The sequence below is a fragment of the Paenibacillus harenae genome (assembly GCF_030812415.1).
Taxonomy (GTDB): domain Bacteria; phylum Bacillota; class Bacilli; order Paenibacillales; family Paenibacillaceae; genus Pristimantibacillus; species Pristimantibacillus harenae_A.
Window position 1 is genome coordinate 168,711 of the sequence record NZ_JAUSST010000003.1, and the last position, 17,161, is coordinate 185,871.

The window sequence follows — 17,161 nt, forward strand, 5'->3', positions numbered from 1 at the left end:
TAGGAGGGCGTACATATGAAAATCGCTTTGGTTGTGTTCAACGGCATTACGTTTCTGGACCTCATTGGATTTTATGATGTGATTTATCGCTTGAACCTGTTCGAACATACGAAGGGAACGACATGGGATTTCTGCGGACTGCAAGATGAGATCACTGACGAGCTCGGGCTCGCGATCAAAGTGAATAAGGTCAAACCTGATCTGTCTGAATACGACATGTTATTCGTCCCTGGCGGCATGGGAACTCGCCAGCTTAGATTCGACGATGAATTCGTAGAATGGTTGAAGGGAGCGCGGAATGCGCAATACGTCATATCCGTATGTACGGGCGCGTTGCTGCTTGGCGCTGCGGGTTTCTTGGAAAATAAGAAAGCAACGACTAATCCGAGCGCTTATGAGCTTCTTGAGCCGTATTGCAAGGAGGTAATAAAGTCCAGGATTGTTAAGGACGGCAATGTGATAACAGGCGGGGGCGTCTCTACATCCATCGATCTTGCTTTGTATATCGTAGGACTCCTGGTATCCAGAGAAGCTGTCGACATGGTCAAGAAGCAAATCGATTACCCGTACGAAACACAGGGAATTGTGGAAGTATAAACGCTCTTGGATATATAGAGACATCGGTTGATATAGGGTTATTGAATATAAAACCTATCCTTACATAGTAACAAGCGACTAGCTGTTAAGAAACTAAACAAAAAGGAGCATACCAATGAATCTCGCTAATAAAATCACGTTAGTAAGGATACTCCTTATACCGCTGCTCATCTTTGTTATACAACCATACCCCCTTTGGTTAGAAAATAAAATGCCCATGTTCGCCCATCTGAATGAATGGGGAATGTTCTATGCTTCGGTTTTGTTCTTGCTTACGGCGGCAACGGATAAGCTTGATGGCTATATTGCAAGAAAATACAATATGGTCACTAATCTTGGCAAATTGCTCGATCCTCTTGCGGACAAGCTACTGATTTCGGTAGCGCTTATTATGCTCGTATGCCTGCATATGATTCCAAGCTGGATGGCTGTTATCATCATCGGCAGAGAAGTTATCATTACTGCAATTCGAGTAAGCGCCTCACACAAAGGTATCGCGCTAGCAGCCGACAAGCATGGAAAGATCAAAATGGTGTTTCAAGTCATCGGCATAGCTGCAGTCATGATTAACAACTCCCCTCATGTTTTCTTAACAAACTTTCCTATCGATATCGCTCTAATGCTCATTGCAGTGCTGCTAACCATATACTCCGGGTACAATTATATAAGAAATAATTATGAGAGATTGGATTTGAAAATGTAGCCATGAACGTGAACATAATCATGAGGTGAAGCCGTGAACAGAGTCGAACGAATACGGGACGTAGAGAAGAAGTACCATGATGCCTGCTATGAGGAACATAAGTTATTCGAGCCGGGCTCATGGCTTCATAAACCGGTAGCGACCGTCCTTGAAGTGCTCGAACAGTTCAAGGAATACAGAGAGCTGAACGTGCTTGATCTAGGAGCGGGAATTGGACGGAATAGCATACCTATTGCCCAAACGCTGATAGGGAGAGCAGGTAAAGTCGTATGCGTGGATTTATTGGAATCTGCGATTGCTGGCCTATTAGAAAATAGCAAGCAATTCGGGGTAGAGTCTTATATTGACGCGAGGTTGTCCGATATTGAGCATTTCACGATTGTTCCTTCTGAATATGACTACATTATAGCTGTATCTTCGCTGGAGCATGTAAGTTCAGAGGCGATTCTGGCGCGTAAGCTCGGCGAGATGGTTCGGGGAACTAAGCCCGGCGGCTTTCATTGCATTATTATCGGTTCGAATATTCAGGAGACGACTCAGCATGGCAATATGAAGCTGGATCCGATGTTTGAAGTGAATATATCCACGGAGAGCATGCTGGCTCTGTTAGATGAGCAGTATGCGGGTTGGGATGTTCAGAGGCGACACGTGAAACCGCTAGCCTATGAGATTGATAGGAATGGCGAACCCGTTAAGCTGACAACCGACTGTATTACTTTCGTAGCGAAACGCTAATATACCAAGGGGTGAAGGAATGGAGATCGTATTGCAACCGCTCAGTGTATCTGAATTTCCTATCATCATGGACGCGGTGAACGCTCAGGATAGAGATTTCATGTACCTGTGGGCGGGAAGCACGTATACTTATCCGTTAACGATCGAACAGATGGAACAGCACTACGGCAAGGGCGTTCATTCCATTGAAGCGGGCGTATTTCTCTACAAAATCGTTGATCGCGAGACGCAGCGAATGATAGGATCTGTTCAAATTGGCCGAATTGATCCCATCCGCAAGGAAGCGGTAGTCGGCAGATTCCTTATTCATTCCGAGCATCATAGAGGCCAAGGCATTGGCGAAAAAGTGCTTCGTGGGCTCGCTCGCATCGGATTCGAAGAGCTGGATCTAGAGCGTATTCTACTTAATGTATATCATATTAATGCGCGAGCGATACGCTGCTACGAGAAAGTCGGATTTTGCAAAACCTACTCAAAGAAGAAGCTGTATCAGGCATTGAACGGCGAATATTGGGATGGGATTGAAATGACTCTCGAAAAACAAGCATGGATGGCTGCCAAATAGCTTGGTATGGAACGGTTAGATAAGAAGGGGAAGATTCGTGTGGGCTATATCATGGAGCTGAGAAAAGCAGTTGGCACAACACCGATAATTATGGCCGGAGCATGCGTCATAGTAATAGATAAGCAAGAGAGAATGCTTTTGCAGCTTAGAGCAGATAACGGTTTATGGGGATTGCCGGGCGGAGCGCTTGAGCCGGGGGAGGCAATGGAACAGGTCGCAAGAAGAGAGTTGCTCGAAGAGACGGGCCTTATTGCAGGCGAGATCCGTTTGTTGGATATTTTTTCAGGCAATGAAATGTATTATCGGTATCCTCACGGCGACGAAGTATACAATGTGGTGGCGGCTTACTTATGCAACGAATATGAGGGGGAGCTTCGGGTGGAAGAGGCTGAGGTGAGGGAGCTTGCGTTCTTCCCTGTCCAAGCTTTGCCTGAGGCAATTAATCCGGCGGATAAACCGATTATTCGTTCCTTTCTCCGTCAAATATCGGAAGAGTAACCATTGGGGGCGATTCTATGGCTAACCATCATATCCAATTAGAACAGCAAGCGTTGATCGGTTCTTTTACGAAAGAAGCGGCTCCGATAGTAACGGTGGCATCCGGCGATACTTTGCGGTTTGAGGTGCTGGATGCAGGTTGGGGCAGAGGAGCGAGCAATAAGGACAGGCACAAACCGTACATAAGAAGAGAGAAGCTGGACGGCGGCCATGCAATGATTGGTCCGATCTATGTGGAACATGCGAAGCAAGGCATGACACTCGGCGTTACGTTCAATGATATCATTCCTGGCTCTTACGGATTCACCGCAGCCGGACATTATCCGAATTGGCAAAATCAAAAGCTTCATTTGACCGAATTCGAGGAATTAACGTTAGATTGGAAGCTCGACAAAGAACGAATGGAAGGCACATGTCAGATTGGCGATAAATCATACACGGTCGGACTTAAGCCCTTCATGGGGGTTATCGGAATGCCTCCGGATGAAACCGGCATTCACTCCACATGGCCTCCTCGGTTCTGCGGCGGAAATATCGATTGCAAGGAGCTTGTGAAGGGCAGCACTTTATATTTGCCTATACCGGTTGATGGTGCATACCTTGCTATTGGTGACGGCCACGCCTTGCAGGGAGATGGCGAAGTTAGCTGTCAAGCCATCGAATGTCCAATGGAAATCGTTGATGTTACCGTTCAGTTGTTTGAAAATCAAACATTGACTAACCCGAGAGCAAATACGCCTTCAGGATGGATTACGTTTGGATTTCATGAGGATTTAAACGAGGCAACCGTTCAGGCCTTGGATGACATGCTCGACTTGATGGGCGAGTTATACGGGTTGAATCGAGTGGAAGCCATTGCTTTGGGAAGCGCTGTGATCGATCTTAGAATAACGCAAATCGTGAACGGAATTAAGGGCGTGCATGCTTGTTTGCCTCATAACGCAATAAAGTAGAAATAGGCGAGGTGTTTGCGTTGAAAGTAGAGCTAATCGAGACAACCGAAATCGCTTCCTATGTTGGCATTAGGGCACATAGTACGATGACGAATTTGGGCAGCGCCGTGCATTCAGCCTTTCAGCAATTGACGAAGAGGCGGGATGAGATCAATAACATCGTGGATCGAAAGGTTACGTATGGCATCACGCCGCCAAACTATAAGGGTAATGACGGGATGCTAGATTTTTATTGTTGTTATGAAGTGAAGTCGCTTACAGGCTTGCCTCATGGCATGGTGCATATCCATCTGTTGCCTCGCTTATATTCGGTGACGCATTACAAAGGGCCTGCAAGCCAGTCGTCCAGCGCGTATGGCTTTACTTCGAAGTGGCTTTCCGACCATGGCTATACCTATGACGATGTCTCTTATTATTTTGAACGCTATAATGAGATGACGGTAATAGAAAATGACGATGAGAGCAATCAGATCGCAATTTACTGCCCCATTAAGAAGAAATGAGAGGTAAGCTGCAAAAATAAAAGAGTTTGCGAGCCTGCCTGATTATGAAATAGAAGAAATAAATTGGCGAGCAATTGGCGATGGCGGGATTTTTCAGAGAAGCGCATGATACAGGGCAACTGCAGTCCGCCGATGCGCTTGGCGAGCATCTGCTACGCATGATTGAACGGAAATTCGAATCAGGTATGTTAGTTAAATACGATGAAGCCTAAGAGGAGCAACCGCGATGATTTTATTCCAAAATCAAGAGCTCGGTATACGGACGCTTGAGCCTGCTGACGCGGTCTTACTGGAGAAGTGGCTCACTAACCCCGTTGTACTGGAATATTACGAGGGCAGAGATCGACCGCATGATCAGGCGCTCGTGCACCGGCATTTCTATGATGAGATGGACGCGACCACTCGTTGTGTCATTTTATATGATTCGATAGCGATTGGGTATATTCAGTTTTACGAGATTGATGAAGATGAGAAAGAGGAATATGGTTATGGCGATTCCAACGGAAAAATCTTCGGCATGGATCAATTCATCGGAGAGCCCGCATATTGGAATCGGGGAATCGGCTCGCGTTTAATTAAAGATACCGTTCAGTATCTCATTCATCATCACGGGGCAACCATTATCGTAATGGACCCTCAAGCTTGGAACGCTAGGGCGATCAGAGTGTATGAGAAGAGCGGTTTCGTTAAGATAAAGCTGCTTCCGAAGCATGAGCTTCACGAAGGCGAATATCGCGATTGCTGGCTAATCGAGTATAACGTCAACGGCAGTGAATATAATAACTGACTAGTGGGGAGGTAAAATGGAGGTGTGAGCCATGAACAGAAGAGCTGTGGGAGTGTGCTTTATTGGTATAGTCAATTAAAGGATAACTTCGTAGAAAACGAAATATAGAAGCGATGAAGAGGCTGTGCGGTCGGGCGATCCTATTCACAGCCTGATTGCATCGCGCCGTTTTATCCTAACCTTTGCTGAAGCATCGCGCCCAGCTCATCCGTCGTTTCCCACATAATCGGGCGAATTTGCGAATGTTGAACGACTTGATTGGAAGCTACGCGTTTATGATTCATCGTCCATACGACGTTGATTTTCTTACCGTTAGCATATCCCGCATCAAAAAACAGTTCAGGCGCATCGGCGTTAAGCTCTGCAATGACCAGCTTGCTTTCCGCGATTTGCTGAGGTGTGGGATGGTCTTCGCGCCTGTGGCCGGAATAATTGATAAGCCTTGCCAAGTAGCCGCACTGTTCCAGCTTTGGCATTAAGTTATCCAACCAGTCTGCAAACTCGTCAGGGCTCGCGGCGATCAAGACGAAGCAGGGCTTCATTTTTCTTCCGGCCGCTCTCGCCGCCGCCTCGCTCCAGCCTTTCTCGGTCAGCTTGAATGTCATACCTTCCCTGTCGATGAGCTGCTCTTCTCTCAGCTTCTCAATGATGTATACAAGCTCCTGCATAGTAGGTGAATACGTTAAATTAAAGTTATGGTTGAGCGGATGAATCGTAACTGCATCTCCAACGCGCTCAGAATGCCGGTATAGATATTGGAGCAGACGAGCGCCTTTCTCCTCGACGGAAACCGGTATGGAAGAGCTGTTTCGAATATTTTCCAAGTCCTCGAACGATAGTGATACCGACTCGCCGCAATCGGTCATCTCGCGAATATAACCGGATAGGCTCGTATAGAGCTGCATCTTCACCGGGTTCGATAGCGCATGGATAAGCTCATAACTATCTCTATGAAGGCTGTAATAGCCATTGGGCGCGCAATAGCAGTCATTGTATTTGTCGTAGCTGCTATCCATTTCTACATACACTAGAGCGCTACAAAATAAACAACGTTTTTTCTCCAAAACGGTTCCCCCCTCTCTGTAACTTTTCGATCATCATAGCGGATATGAGGGGGATTGTCCGATTAATATTTTTTAACCTTCCATATGCTGGAGGCATCTATATTGCTTGAGGCAAGTTTATATAAAAAAACGGCCCCTCAGGAGGTTTTTGCCTGCTTAGGGACAGCCATTTCAATTGAACATTTACGAGCCGGATTTAAACAACGTTGCTATGGATCCGCCTTCCGTAATAATCTTAATCGCCGTTGCGATAATCGGAGACATCGGAAGTACGACAAATTTATCGGAATGCTTTTCATTAATGGCAATCGTGTCTGTTATGACGACCTCGCGGATATTCGGATGCGTCAGCTTTTCAATCGCGTTGTCCGAGAACACGCCATGCGTAGCGCAAATATAAGCATCATGAGCGCCCTTTTTCTTAAGTGCCTCAACGACATTTACGATGGTACTGCCCGTATCGATCAAGTCTTCGATGATAATCGGCGTCATGCCTTCGACATCGCCGATAATATGCGTAATCTCGGACTGGTTGTGGGCTGGACGGTTTTTGATCATGATCGCAAACGGACAATTCAGACGACCTGCCAGTTTTTCGGCGGTAGTTGCCCGTCCGGCATCGGGAGAGACGACAACCGGGTTGGTTATATTTTTTCTTGTCAAATAGTCAATGATTAAATCCAACGCAGTCAAATGATCGACCGGTATGTCAAAAAATCCTTGAATCGGGTCGGCGTGCAAATCTACGGTTATAATGCGCTTCGCTCCGACCGTGGTCAACACATCTGCAACGAGTTTAGCTGAAATCGGTTCGCGAGGCGCGGATTTTCTTTCCTGCCTTGCATAGCCGTAGTAGGGCATGACAATATTTACCGTTTTGGCGGATGCGCGTTTTGCGGCGTCGATCATGATGAGCATCTCGATTAAATGTTCATTAACGGGATGGGACAGGGATTGGACGATAAATACGTCGCATGCTCGAATGGTCTCGCGGTAGGAAACATGAATCTCACCGCTTTGTTGGCGGGAAATAGCAACGTCTCCAAGCGGTATATTCAGCTCTTTGCACAATTGTTCGGCTAACGGTTTGTTAGAGGAACCGGAAAATATTTTAACCTTTTGCACCTGTGATCCTCCTAATGAAAGACAGCGTTTTTTTTCAATCATATCAAACTAAGGATTGGAGAACAAATCGTTTCTTGGAAGGTACTGGTGTCTATAACTCGGATGAAAAAAATCGAAGCAGGAGTGAGCCTTGTGATCGAATGTCCTTGGTGTCATCATGAAGTCGAGATTGTTAATAAACGCTCCCCGAAGTGCCGGCAACGTCTGTATGAGGTGCTGGATACGGATTTTGACGATGCCGTAGACGAATTGATGGACGGCGGACAACAAGATACAGTCGAGCAGGAGCTGCCGATAAGCGTGGAGGATCACATAATGAGCAGCTTCAGATGTATGAAATGCAAATGCATGGAGTGCAGCATCAAGGAGGTTGCTATGACGGGAGTGGGCTTCAGCAAGCTGCTCGATATTCAGCATAACCATTTTCTATTCGTCTCCTGTATGAATTGCGGATATGTTGAGGTTTACGATCCGAATATTTTGCGTCAGACGAAGAGCGGCAAGCTGGGAACGGTTATGGACATTTTATTCGGAGGTTGATTGGGATCGATGGAGGAGCTAACCGTTCGAATCTGTTTGGATGATGACCTCGATCTGCTTGCCGCATTGAACAAGCAGCTTATCGAAGACGAGAAACATGATAACAAGATGGACTTAGACCAGTTAAAAGAGAGAATGAGGGGATTTATTCATACAACCTATACCGCTTATCTATTCGAGCAGAATGGCGACGTCAAAGGTTATGCGCTGGTCGACCATGTGAGAGAGCCTTTGTATTTGCGCCATTTTTTCATATGTCGGCATTGTAGAAGAGGCGGCTATGGAAAGGCAGCCTTCCAGCTGTTGACGAAGCAGCTCAATACGAGCATTATAGATATCGAAGTGACGGATTGGAACGAAGCGGGACGGCGGTTCTGGGCGTCGTTAGGGTTCAAGGAGAGAAGCGTGTATATGCGCTTGGAGGGGAATCATCATAACAAAGGAGCGACACATCATGGAGCTTAGATACCCGATTGGTAAATTTGAATTTGCAGGCGAGTGTTCGGCGGCTCAGAGAGAGCAATGGATCGGCGAAATCGAGGCATTGCCTACAAGACTGGTTGAAGCCGTTGCAGGCTTGACTGAAGAACAGCTGGACTTGCCTTATCGTGACGGAGGATGGACGGTTCGTCAGGTCGTCCATCATGTGGCCGACAGCCATATGAACAGTTTAATGAGATTCAAGCTGGCGCTGACCGAGGATCAACCGACGATTAAGCCTTATTACGAGGACCGTTGGGCTGAGCTCGAGGACTCCGTTAGCTTGGATATCGGCGTCTCTATCTCATTGCTCGAGTCCCTGCATAAGCGGTGGGTTGTGCTGCTGAAAGCGATGAAAGAAACTGATTTTGAACGTTTATTCATCCACCCGGAGTCGAAGAAGACGATCCGTCTTGACTATAACCTCGGCTTGTATGCTTGGCACGGCAAGCATCATGTTGCTCATATTACGTCGCTTCGGGATCGACTTAGCATATAAGGGAAAGCTGCGGCGGCGGTACGTGCGGGTCGAGCGAGGAAGTCGAATTGGAGTCATGCGATAGGATGCCAAGAACATTAACGGGAATACCTCCATTTAATTCAGTGAGTATGGGTTAGTTTGAAGATATAGTTGGAATTTCTCCCGTTAATTCTGCCCATTGTGCGGTGTTGTGACGTTTCCGGCGATATTAACGGGAGGAATTCCTGTTAATGGGTTGAGGACGGTTGACCGTCTAGAAATAACGGGAGGATTTCCCGTTATTCCAAAGCGGGATGCCGTAGGTAAGCGTCATGGAGCAGTGGTGTGCAATGAAGAGCAAGGAGTAATAGAACGAAGCCTTAAAGCAAAGAAGAAGCCTCCATAACCTGCTGCATAAGCAGCGATGGAGGCTTCTTGGCTTATCTTAAATACTTCGTTACCTAGCTCAATACAACGACGCCGAACCCTTCGATCGTCACTTCGCCGCTAACCTGCTGCCCGGTCAGCAGGTCGGTCTTCGGCTGGCCGATCGTGACAACAGCCGGCTGCTCGCTGTAGTTGAGCAGGAAGTGGAGCGGTCCGCTCTCGCCCTCGCGAATGGCGAGCTCGACTTGCATCGGCAGCTGCAGCCACTCCTGTGCAGGGGATTCGAGCCCAATCAAGTCGATGATTTGGTCTGCCGCCGCATCGTTGAACACCGCGCCAAAGTACCACGCCTCGCCTTCGCCGAGGCGGTTGCGAGTGACGGCGGGCTTGCCCGCGTAATGGTCGCTCGCATACCGTGCCACCACCTCCACCGTATCCGCTTCCGGCAGCAGTACATCGTTGAACGAATCTGCGCCAGTCACAACCGTCTCGCCGCTCGCGGACCTCCGCTCCCATGTCATCGATACAGGGGCGCGAGTTCCTTTTACCATCGTGAACTCCTCTACGGAAATGCCGCAAAGCCCAGCCGCGGCGCCGGGGAATGGGCGCATATAACATTGGCCGCGCTCGTCCTTGTAGCCGGTACGGCAGCCGAAGATAACGATGCCGCCTGCGCGCGTGTATTGCTCGAGCAGAGCAGCCGTCTCGTCGCGCATGATGGTCGGATGCGGATAGACGAGCGCCTTATAGAGCTGCAGATCGGCAAGCGTCGTCTTCGCGCCCATGAATAACGTATCGCAAGGGATATGGCGGTACTGCAGAGCTTTGAACCAGGCTTTGCCGCTTGCCCAAGCGAAAGGTCCATGCCAAACATCGGTTTCGCCATCCCACTCGTTATCGTAATCGCGAACTAAAGCGATGTCCGCCTTGTAGCGGGTACTGGCAATACGATTGCCCGACAGAGCAAGCTCCGCCCCGATCTTTCCCGCCTCGCGTATGCGGCGGTTCGGCTGATTATGGTAATCGTTAAGGCCATGCCAATACATTTCGGTGCCGAACGCCGCTGTTCGCCAGCGGAAGTAAAGCACCATATTCGCGCCATGCGCGATCGATTGATACGTCCATAGCCGCATCTGTCCCGGCTTAGGCGATGGCATATCCATCTTGTTCACCCAGCCGCCGGGACCAGATTGCTGCTCCATGATGCAGAATTGCGGCGAGATGGAGCGAACGGCGCTAAGCGACTGGCTCCAACCTCTGTCGGCGAGCGGATTGACCTCATTCGGGTCAAAATAAATGGTCGAGAATTGCGGATAGGAATCGTAACTGAAGAAGTCCAGAAGCTCATCATTCATTTGGTGGTTATTCAGATGGCCGAACATGCCGTTCGTCGTCACCCAATGATTCGGAGCAACCTCGCGCAAAACGTCTGCCTGCACCTTGGCGAACGATATCGTATTATCGGAAATAAACCGTTTCTCGTCGAGCGCCAGGTGGGGATTCGGCTGTTTGCCCCCCGGGACGATACGCGGAAGGAACACTTGCTCCCAATCGGAATAGGTCTGGCTCCAGAATACCGTTCCCCAAGCTTCGTTCAGCTTGTCCAGCGTTTTGTACTTGTCTTTCACCCAAGCGCGAAACGCCTTATGATCGGCCTCCGCATAGAACTCTCCCATTTCGCAGTTAAACTCATTATCGATCTGCCATCCGATTACGGCGGGATGATCCTTATAGCGCTCGGCCATCTTCCTCGTAATAATTGCGGATAGCTCGCGGTATTTCGGACTGCTGTAATTATAGTGGCGACGCAGGCCATGCTGCATGACGACACCTTCGACGGTAGCGTTAAGCACCTCGGGGTAACGGTGCGTCAGCCAAGCAGGCGGCGTCGCGGTCGGCGTGCCGAGGATCACTTTAAGTCCATGCTTATGCGCAAGATCGAGCGCGCGATCGAACAGTCCGAATTCAAATTCGCCTTCCTTCGGCTCGAAGATCGACCAAGCGAATTCGGCTACTCGGATGATAGAGAAGCCTATCTCGCGCATCCGCCGGTAGTCGTCCTCCCATAGGCTCTCCGGCCAATGCTCCGGGTAATAACAGACGCCAAGCTTGAACTCCTCCAAAGCATCGGCATGATTGTTGATTCCAGTCGTATTCAAAGTATGATTCCTCCTTGGTTAATAGCAGCAGTGTGACTATATTGCGGTAATGGTGTATATTTTAAATTGTAAAATCCATATAAATGATCGTAAATAACAATATACTGCTATTCATATTACAATATTGCGAAGTTGGAAGGAGGGGGCTGACCGATGCTGGAGCATTTCGTTTTACCGAAGCCGGCATTCTCTGAATACGTATGTTATCCGGATTCGTTCGGAAGGTTCAACGACTTTCCTCAGCACGCCGAGCGAAGAGAACAGGGACAAATGATGGAATACAACTTGCATTTCATATTCGGCGGAAGCGGGTACGCGGTGAACAACTCAGGTGGCGAGCGGCTGCTGTTGAAGGCCGGCGACGGCTTCCTGTTTCCGCGCGGCGCGTTCCAGCAATACGGGACGAACCCGGATGATACTTGGGATGTCAGGTGGATTCATTTCGATACGCCGATTCAGTTGCCGAATCTAAGGGAAGCGGAGGACTTCGGGAGCTGGTTCTTCACCTTCTCCAATGGGGAGCGGTTCAAGCAATTGACCGAGGAAATGTACGGGCTATGCCGCCCGTTCGAGACGAGGAACGAGCCGCGCCTCTCCGCGCTGCTCTATGAAATATTGGTGGAGCTCGCCCAGCATTCGGTACGGCTCGAAGGGTCGGCGGCGCTGGAGAAGCAAAATGCGATCCGCGCGGCGGCAGACCAAATTCGCCATCGCTGCGAGGAAGCATGGACACTAGAACGAATGGCGGCGCTGTCGGGCTACAGCGCGTATCATTTTCTGCGGTTGTTTCAACAGGTCATGGGCAAGACACCCAATCATTATGTAACGGAATGCCGACTCGTCGCGGCAAAGCTGCTGCTTGCCACAACCGCGCTGCCGATTACGGATATTGCCGCTCGAACCGGCTTCTCGCAGCCAAGCTACTTCATCCGCGTATTCCGGGCGGCGGAAGGCGTATCGCCGAAACAGTATCGCACGATACGCGGACAAAGCGCCGGACGGACATAAATACAACTTGCTTATCGACGATACCGCAGCCTGATCTGGGTGCCGGTCGGGTCATGAACGATAGCCGTCTCGCCATGTTCTGTTACGGCAATATCGTGGCTGCGCAGATGATCAAGCAGTTGCTTGCGGGCATCTGCATCCGGGAACAGGATCGTGTAGTAATCGAGGCCGACCGAGTCCCGAGGAGGCAAGCTAGCGCCGACGCCAGCCCATATATTCATCCCGATATGGTGATGATATCCGCCGGCGGAGATGAACAGCGCCTGCATCGTTTCTTTGTAGTCGCCCACGATGTCGAAGCCGAATGTATCGACATAGAAGGTTCTCGACGTTCCGAGGTCGCTGACATGAAGGTGGACATGGCCGATGACGGTTTCCTGCGGAAGACCGCCCCAGTATTCGCCTCCGCTTGCCGCGAGCAAGCTGTCCCAGTTGATCGGGGCATTCGCCATGACGTAATCGCCGTTCGCATCGCGCTTCCATTCTTGACGCGGACGGTCGGCGTAAATCTCGATGCCGTGATGATCGGGATCGGAGATGTAGAGCGCTTCGCTCACGAGGTGATCGGCCTGGCCGATAGGAATACCGGCCGACGAAAGGTGGCGGGCGACGAGCGATAATGCCTTGCGTTCCGGCAGCAGCAGGGCGAAGTGGTACAACCCCGCATGCGAGCGTCTTCTCGGCACGGCCGCATTCGGAATTTCCTCCAGTACGAGCAGCGTCTTGGCGCCTGCTTCATCCCCACTCGCCAAGCCAAGTATGGCGGATTGGCCATCCTCGCTGCATGCAAGCAGCTTCAATCCTACGATATCCTCATAGAAGCGAATCGATCGCTCCAAATTGCTAATGCGCAGCTTAACCTCGCCTAAAGTAATCGCTTGATCCAATTGCGTCGTTGTCATCGTTGGTCCCCCTTTATTGTTGTTGAAATGCAACTTTCTAGCCGCTCTTAACGTCGGTGAATTGTACAGATTCTGGGAATGCTATTATAATGTTCTCATATTAAGAAAAAGTTCCCTTTGAGGCACACCAGGAGGTTCCATTGAAAAAGTTCGGATTCACGAGTGAAATGGCCATTATTGCGGCTGCTATCGTCATTCTTGGCAGCATCCTGATGATTCGTGCGGTCGGGGTGGCCGACAGCGGAGACTTCGCGCGCATCATGTGGGCGGGAGGGATCGGTTACGCGGACGACGAGCCTTACAAAGAGAGATACTTCGGCTTCGCGCATACCGATTACGAGTATCGTCAAGTGCTATGGAGCGGCTATGTGTCGACGCAGATTATTATCGTCATGATTGCCGGTTTCATAAGCCGAATCATCAATAGCTCTTTTTTCGATATCCGTATTCTATCCTTCATGTATAGCCTGCTGTACATAGCGGCGCTGGCCATATGGATGAAGTATAACAAAACACGCTGGACGCTGCTGAATGCGGCTATCGTGGCTGTCGCGGCGTTCGTCTTCCTTGATATCGGCTATATTGCTTATTTCAATTCGTTTTTCGGCGAAGCGATTACGCTCATCTTCATGCTGATGACATTCGGTCTGGCGCTCGCGGTTGCGCAAAGCGAGAAGCCGGCGCGCAAGCTGCTTCTATTATTCTTCATCGCATGCTTCTGCCTCATCTGCACGAAGTTGCAGAACGCGCCGATCGGACTGCTGCTCATCCTTATTGCAGCGAGGTTCTGGACGCTCCGCAAGGACAAGCCGTGGCGCAAAATGATTCTCATCGGCTCTTCCGTCCTCCTGCTTGCAACGGCCGTTATGTACTTAGCCGCTCCGCAGCGGCTCAAGCATATTAACCTTTACCAGACGGTATTCTACGGCATATTGAAGGATTCGCCCGATCCGGTGGCCGCGCTTAAGGAGCTTGGCTTGCCGGAGCAGTTCAAGGTGCTGGCGGGGACGAATTATTTTCAGACCGATACGGCTATTAAGCAAAATGACCCCATTCTCAAAGAGCATCTATACAGCAAGCTGAGCCACAAGGACGTGCTGTTCTACTATATGAAGCATCCGGGACGCTTCTTCCAGAAGTTGGAACGCGGCGCGGAGAACGGAATGAGCATCCGGCCGTACTATCTCGGAAGCTATGATCAGGACAAAGGCAAGCCGTATGGGACGATTGCGTATACGTACAGCGGCTGGAGCGAATTCAAGCATGACCATGTACCGAATAGGCTATGGTTCGTCGGCCTAATCTATCTCCTTTATTATGCCGGCATCGCCTATGAATATACGCGGCGCCCTGCGGCGAGGCAGCGCGCCCGCATCGATATATTCGCATGTGTCGGCCTTATCGGCCTCTTCGGCTTCGCCGTTCCGCTGCTCGGCGACGGCGAGGCCGATCTCGGCAAGCATCTGTTTCTATTCAACGTCTGCTTCGATATGATGCTAGCGATAGGCGTCGTCTACTTGCTGGGCAAGCTGACGCGCTGGGGCGTCTCGTTGCGCGCTAACGGCGTCCGCGAGACTCCGTAACGAGTCGGAACGTTTTTTTGCCATTGTGCTTGTAAGACCTGGCTATCGTAGGAATCCGGCCCACCCTTACGATGTCGGTTGAACCACTCGCATCCTTCGTAATCGTAAGCTTCAGGATCATCGCGCGAATCGTATCCATCCTGTTATGCAGCTTATGCGAGAGGAAGTTGCCGAGGGAATAAGCCGCGACTCTCGTCTTCACGACTCCGTACTTGTCCCTCACCTTGCGTGTTACGACGGGTTGAAGCACATGCGGGTGAGCGCCCAAAACGGCGTTCGCGCCGTGCTTGAAGCATAATGCGACGAGGCGGCGCTGCCCGGCGTTATGCTGGGTTCGGTATTCGGTTCCGAAGTGGAGGCAGACGATGACGAAGTCGCTCCTCCGCTTGATGCGGTCGATGTCGGCGGCGATTCGACGAGGCTCGATGAGATTAACTTTATAGGAATGGGATACGGGCATCCGGTTCGTCCCGTACGTATAGGATAAGATGCCAATGTCTATTCCTTTGACGCGCATAATGAGCTGCCTGCGGGATTCTTCGAGCGATCTTGCCGTGCCCGTATGCTTAATGCCATGGCGGTCAAGAATGCCTAGCGTTCGGTTCAGTCCGTACATGCCGCCGTCGGCGCAATGGTTATTGGCCGTCGTCATGACGTGGAAGCCGGTACTCTTCAGCGTCGCGGCAAGTTCGTCGGGGCAGTTGAACAGCGGATTGCCGGTTCTCATGTTGCGAAGCTCATAACGTCCGACACGATTCGGATTGCTGCCGAACCACGGCGTGCCGGAGAACGTCGTCTCCAAATTGCCGATCAGCAAATCGTTGTTTCGCAGATGAGGAGCGACGCCGGCAAATATAGGGCCGAAGGCGTAACGGTTTCGGCCGATCCTTGCAGAATCGATAATCGAATTCTTCATGAGCAGATCGCCGATCGCTCCAATCGTAATGGTTGTCAAAGGTCCACCTCTCCCAAGTAAAAGATGTAATACAGTATTCGAACAGGCGTCGCCTGCGCGCGGTATACGACTAGGAGGGTGAAACATATATATGGAGCAATTCGTTAGTGTGTATATAGGAGCAAACAGTTGTTAGCTTGGAAGAAGTAGAAGGGAGCTGGCTTATGAACGGAAACGGTTATGGCGGCTATGAGGGGCTTGGCGGTTATAGAGGAGGGCCTGCCGGGGGGACAGCGCCTGCATTCGTGCAGAGAACCCCGTCAACGATCGAGGTTATTGGGGAAGGTACGGCTACGGCGCCAGCCGATCGGGCTATTATCGTGCTCGGCGTTGTAACGGAAGGATTGGAGCTGCAGACGGTTCAAGCGGAGAATGCGAGGACTGCTGCTGCGGTAATCGAAGCGCTGCTTGGAATGGGCATTCCGCGAGAGAAGTTGCAGACGCAGGATTACCGCATCGATACGATGTATGATTTCATCGATGGGAAGCAGGTGTTCCGCGGTTACCAGGTGACTAATATGCTTCAAGTAACGGTAGACCAAGTCGCTCAGACAGGAGCTGTCGTAGACGCCGCCGTCGCAAGCGGCGCTAATTCCGTGTCCAGCATCCGGCTGACGACCTCGCGGCCCGAGCTCTACGAGCATCAGGCGTTGTCGAACGCAGTGAGGGATGCCGCGCAGCGTGCGATCACAGTGGCCCAGACGCTCGGCGTCGTCATCTCGAAAGTGCCGCTCGAAGTGCGGCAACTGCCACGTCCGAGCGAACCTGTTCCGATGTTCAAGGCCGCTTCGTTCGCCGCGGACAGCGTCGTGACGCCTATAGAGGCGGGAACGCTGACCGTAAGCTCGTCGGTACGAGCGACTTATGTAATCGTGCAGGCGTAGATTTGGCGATCAGAGAAGGGCTGTCCCAAAAGCCAATGGCTTAGGGACAGCCCTTCTGTGCGCTTGCAGCTAACCTCTGGCTGCTATGTTGGATTTTTGCAGTAACTTGGGCGGAATTATTGTCGGTGGGAGCTATGTTGGATTTTCGCGCTAACTTTGAGCATTTGACGGTATTTTGGGTGAAAAACAGAGTTCTATATTGCAAATATCCAATATAGCTCTTGTTATGGCCCGAAACAGCCTAAGTTACTGCAATGATCCAGTATAGCCACT

Annotated in this window: 20 protein-coding genes; 15 read left to right on the top strand and 5 right to left on the bottom strand. The window is 50.4% G+C overall.

Annotated features, from left to right (window positions below; all coding sequences use genetic code 11):
- Positions 1-15 precede the first annotated feature (15 nt).
- From J2T14_RS10960 to J2T14_RS11000, 9 genes are all read left to right on the top strand, one after another.
- On the top strand, positions 16-597 hold the full coding sequence (locus J2T14_RS10960; RefSeq protein WP_307470690.1) for a DJ-1/PfpI family protein: 582 nt from the start codon (positions 16-18) through the stop codon (positions 595-597).
- 115 nt (positions 598-712) lie between these two features.
- Positions 713-1,300, top strand: a complete 588-nt coding sequence (gene pgsA / locus J2T14_RS10965) for a CDP-diacylglycerol--glycerol-3-phosphate 3-phosphatidyltransferase (RefSeq protein ID WP_307203162.1) — start codon at positions 713-715, stop codon at positions 1,298-1,300.
- Between the two features lie 33 nt (positions 1,301-1,333).
- Entirely contained in the window at positions 1,334-2,035 is a 702-nt protein-coding gene (locus J2T14_RS10970) for a class I SAM-dependent methyltransferase (protein WP_307470693.1), read from the top strand.
- A gap of 19 nt (positions 2,036-2,054) precedes the next feature.
- Complete coding sequence (locus J2T14_RS10975) at positions 2,055-2,600, top strand: GNAT family N-acetyltransferase (protein ID WP_307203156.1); 546 nt, start codon at positions 2,055-2,057, stop codon at positions 2,598-2,600.
- Between the two features lie 39 nt (positions 2,601-2,639).
- Positions 2,640-3,098, top strand: a complete 459-nt coding sequence (locus tag J2T14_RS10980; protein WP_307203155.1) for an NUDIX hydrolase — start codon at positions 2,640-2,642, stop codon at positions 3,096-3,098.
- A 17-nt stretch (positions 3,099-3,115) separates the two neighbouring features.
- Positions 3,116-4,051 (top strand): acetamidase/formamidase family protein, encoded by a 936-nt coding sequence (locus J2T14_RS10985; protein ID WP_307203153.1) that lies wholly within the window; start codon positions 3,116-3,118, stop codon positions 4,049-4,051.
- A gap of 20 nt (positions 4,052-4,071) precedes the next feature.
- On the top strand, positions 4,072-4,554 hold the full coding sequence (locus tag J2T14_RS10990) for a GyrI-like domain-containing protein (protein WP_307470696.1): 483 nt from the start codon (positions 4,072-4,074) through the stop codon (positions 4,552-4,554).
- 80 nt (positions 4,555-4,634) lie between these two features.
- The gene (locus tag J2T14_RS10995; RefSeq protein WP_307470699.1) at positions 4,635-4,766 is read left to right on the top strand and encodes a hypothetical protein; all 132 of its coding nucleotides are present in this window, start codon (positions 4,635-4,637) and stop codon (positions 4,764-4,766) included.
- A gap of 14 nt (positions 4,767-4,780) precedes the next feature.
- Positions 4,781-5,341 (top strand): GNAT family N-acetyltransferase, encoded by a 561-nt coding sequence (locus tag J2T14_RS11000; RefSeq protein WP_307470702.1) that lies wholly within the window; start codon positions 4,781-4,783, stop codon positions 5,339-5,341.
- Positions 5,342-5,511: 170 nt separating this feature from the next.
- Here the strand turns inward: J2T14_RS11000 and J2T14_RS11005 are convergent, their stop codons facing one another.
- Both J2T14_RS11005 and J2T14_RS11010 read right to left on the bottom strand, forming a co-directional pair.
- Positions 5,512-6,405: a hypothetical protein gene (locus tag J2T14_RS11005; RefSeq protein ID WP_307470705.1), complete on the bottom strand. Its 894-nt coding sequence runs from the start codon at positions 6,403-6,405 to the stop codon at positions 5,512-5,514.
- 183 nt (positions 6,406-6,588) lie between these two features.
- A complete protein-coding gene (locus J2T14_RS11010) occupies positions 6,589-7,530 on the bottom strand; it encodes a ribose-phosphate diphosphokinase (RefSeq protein WP_307203140.1) in 942 nt (313 codons plus the stop codon).
- 102 nt (positions 7,531-7,632) lie between these two features.
- Here J2T14_RS11010 and J2T14_RS11015 point away from each other — a divergent pair, with 102 nt between their 5' ends.
- From J2T14_RS11015 to J2T14_RS11025, 3 genes are read left to right on the top strand one after another with little or no spacing between them, the layout of a single operon-like run.
- Positions 7,633-8,070, top strand: a complete 438-nt coding sequence (locus J2T14_RS11015; protein WP_307470708.1) for a zinc ribbon domain-containing protein — start codon at positions 7,633-7,635, stop codon at positions 8,068-8,070.
- Between the two features lie 9 nt (positions 8,071-8,079).
- Positions 8,080-8,535, top strand: a complete 456-nt coding sequence (locus J2T14_RS11020; protein WP_307203466.1) for a GNAT family N-acetyltransferase — start codon at positions 8,080-8,082, stop codon at positions 8,533-8,535.
- Positions 8,525-9,049 carry a YfiT family bacillithiol transferase gene (locus J2T14_RS11025; protein WP_307470711.1) on the top strand — a complete coding sequence of 175 codons (525 nt, stop codon included), beginning with the start codon at positions 8,525-8,527 and terminating at the stop codon, positions 9,047-9,049. The genes J2T14_RS11020 and J2T14_RS11025 overlap by 11 nt, the downstream gene beginning before the upstream one ends.
- A gap of 422 nt (positions 9,050-9,471) precedes the next feature.
- Here J2T14_RS11025 and J2T14_RS11030 read toward each other — a convergent pair whose 3' ends face one another.
- On the bottom strand, positions 9,472-11,556 hold the full coding sequence (locus J2T14_RS11030) for a beta-galactosidase (protein WP_307470713.1): 2,085 nt from the start codon (positions 11,554-11,556) through the stop codon (positions 9,472-9,474).
- A gap of 153 nt (positions 11,557-11,709) precedes the next feature.
- Between J2T14_RS11030 and J2T14_RS11035 the strand changes: the two genes are divergently transcribed.
- On the top strand, positions 11,710-12,564 hold the full coding sequence (locus J2T14_RS11035) for a helix-turn-helix transcriptional regulator (protein WP_307470716.1): 855 nt from the start codon (positions 11,710-11,712) through the stop codon (positions 12,562-12,564).
- Between the two features lie 11 nt (positions 12,565-12,575).
- Here the strand turns inward: J2T14_RS11035 and J2T14_RS11040 are convergent, their stop codons facing one another.
- Positions 12,576-13,466, bottom strand: coding sequence for a VOC family protein (locus J2T14_RS11040; RefSeq protein ID WP_307470719.1), 891 nt, complete (start codon positions 13,464-13,466; stop codon positions 12,576-12,578).
- A 140-nt stretch (positions 13,467-13,606) separates the two neighbouring features.
- On the opposite strand from J2T14_RS11040, the gene wsfD reads away from it, so the two are divergent.
- Positions 13,607-15,049 (top strand): glycan biosynthesis hexose transferase WsfD, encoded by a 1,443-nt coding sequence (gene wsfD, locus J2T14_RS11045; protein WP_307470722.1) that lies wholly within the window; start codon positions 13,607-13,609, stop codon positions 15,047-15,049.
- Here the strand turns inward: wsfD and J2T14_RS11050 are convergent.
- Complete coding sequence (locus tag J2T14_RS11050; RefSeq protein ID WP_307470725.1) at positions 15,024-16,004, bottom strand: CapA family protein; 981 nt, start codon at positions 16,002-16,004, stop codon at positions 15,024-15,026. The genes wsfD and J2T14_RS11050 overlap by 26 nt on opposite strands.
- 164 nt (positions 16,005-16,168) lie before the next feature.
- Here J2T14_RS11050 and J2T14_RS11055 point away from each other — a divergent pair, with 164 nt between their 5' ends.
- On the top strand, positions 16,169-16,888 hold the full coding sequence (locus J2T14_RS11055; RefSeq protein WP_307470728.1) for an SIMPL domain-containing protein: 720 nt from the start codon (positions 16,169-16,171) through the stop codon (positions 16,886-16,888).
- Positions 16,889-17,161 lie beyond the last annotated feature (273 nt).

What these genes read in the sequence shown, in the direction of transcription:
- J2T14_RS10995 (WP_307470699.1), top strand. Translation starts at nt 4,635, where the DNA reads ATGGCGGGATTTTTCAGAGAAGCGCATGATACAGGGCAACTGCAGTCC.
- J2T14_RS11040 (WP_307470719.1), bottom strand. Translation starts at nt 13,466, where the DNA reads ATGACAACGACGCAATTGGATCAAGCGATTACTTTAGGCGAGGTTAAG.
- J2T14_RS11000 (WP_307470702.1), top strand. Translation starts at nt 4,781, where the DNA reads ATGATTTTATTCCAAAATCAAGAGCTCGGTATACGGACGCTTGAGCCT.
- pgsA (WP_307203162.1), top strand. Translation starts at nt 713, where the DNA reads ATGAATCTCGCTAATAAAATCACGTTAGTAAGGATACTCCTTATACCG.
- J2T14_RS11035 (WP_307470716.1), top strand. Translation starts at nt 11,710, where the DNA reads ATGCTGGAGCATTTCGTTTTACCGAAGCCGGCATTCTCTGAATACGTA.
- J2T14_RS11015 (WP_307470708.1), top strand. Translation starts at nt 7,633, where the DNA reads ATGAAAAAAATCGAAGCAGGAGTGAGCCTTGTGATCGAATGTCCTTGG.
- J2T14_RS10975 (WP_307203156.1), top strand. Translation starts at nt 2,055, where the DNA reads ATGGAGATCGTATTGCAACCGCTCAGTGTATCTGAATTTCCTATCATC.
- J2T14_RS11020 (WP_307203466.1), top strand. Translation starts at nt 8,080, where the DNA reads ATGGAGGAGCTAACCGTTCGAATCTGTTTGGATGATGACCTCGATCTG.
- J2T14_RS10985 (WP_307203153.1), top strand. Translation starts at nt 3,116, where the DNA reads ATGGCTAACCATCATATCCAATTAGAACAGCAAGCGTTGATCGGTTCT.
- J2T14_RS11055 (WP_307470728.1), top strand. Translation starts at nt 16,169, where the DNA reads ATGAACGGAAACGGTTATGGCGGCTATGAGGGGCTTGGCGGTTATAGA.
- J2T14_RS11025 (WP_307470711.1), top strand. Translation starts at nt 8,525, where the DNA reads ATGGAGCTTAGATACCCGATTGGTAAATTTGAATTTGCAGGCGAGTGT.
- J2T14_RS10960 (WP_307470690.1), top strand. Translation starts at nt 16, where the DNA reads ATGAAAATCGCTTTGGTTGTGTTCAACGGCATTACGTTTCTGGACCTC.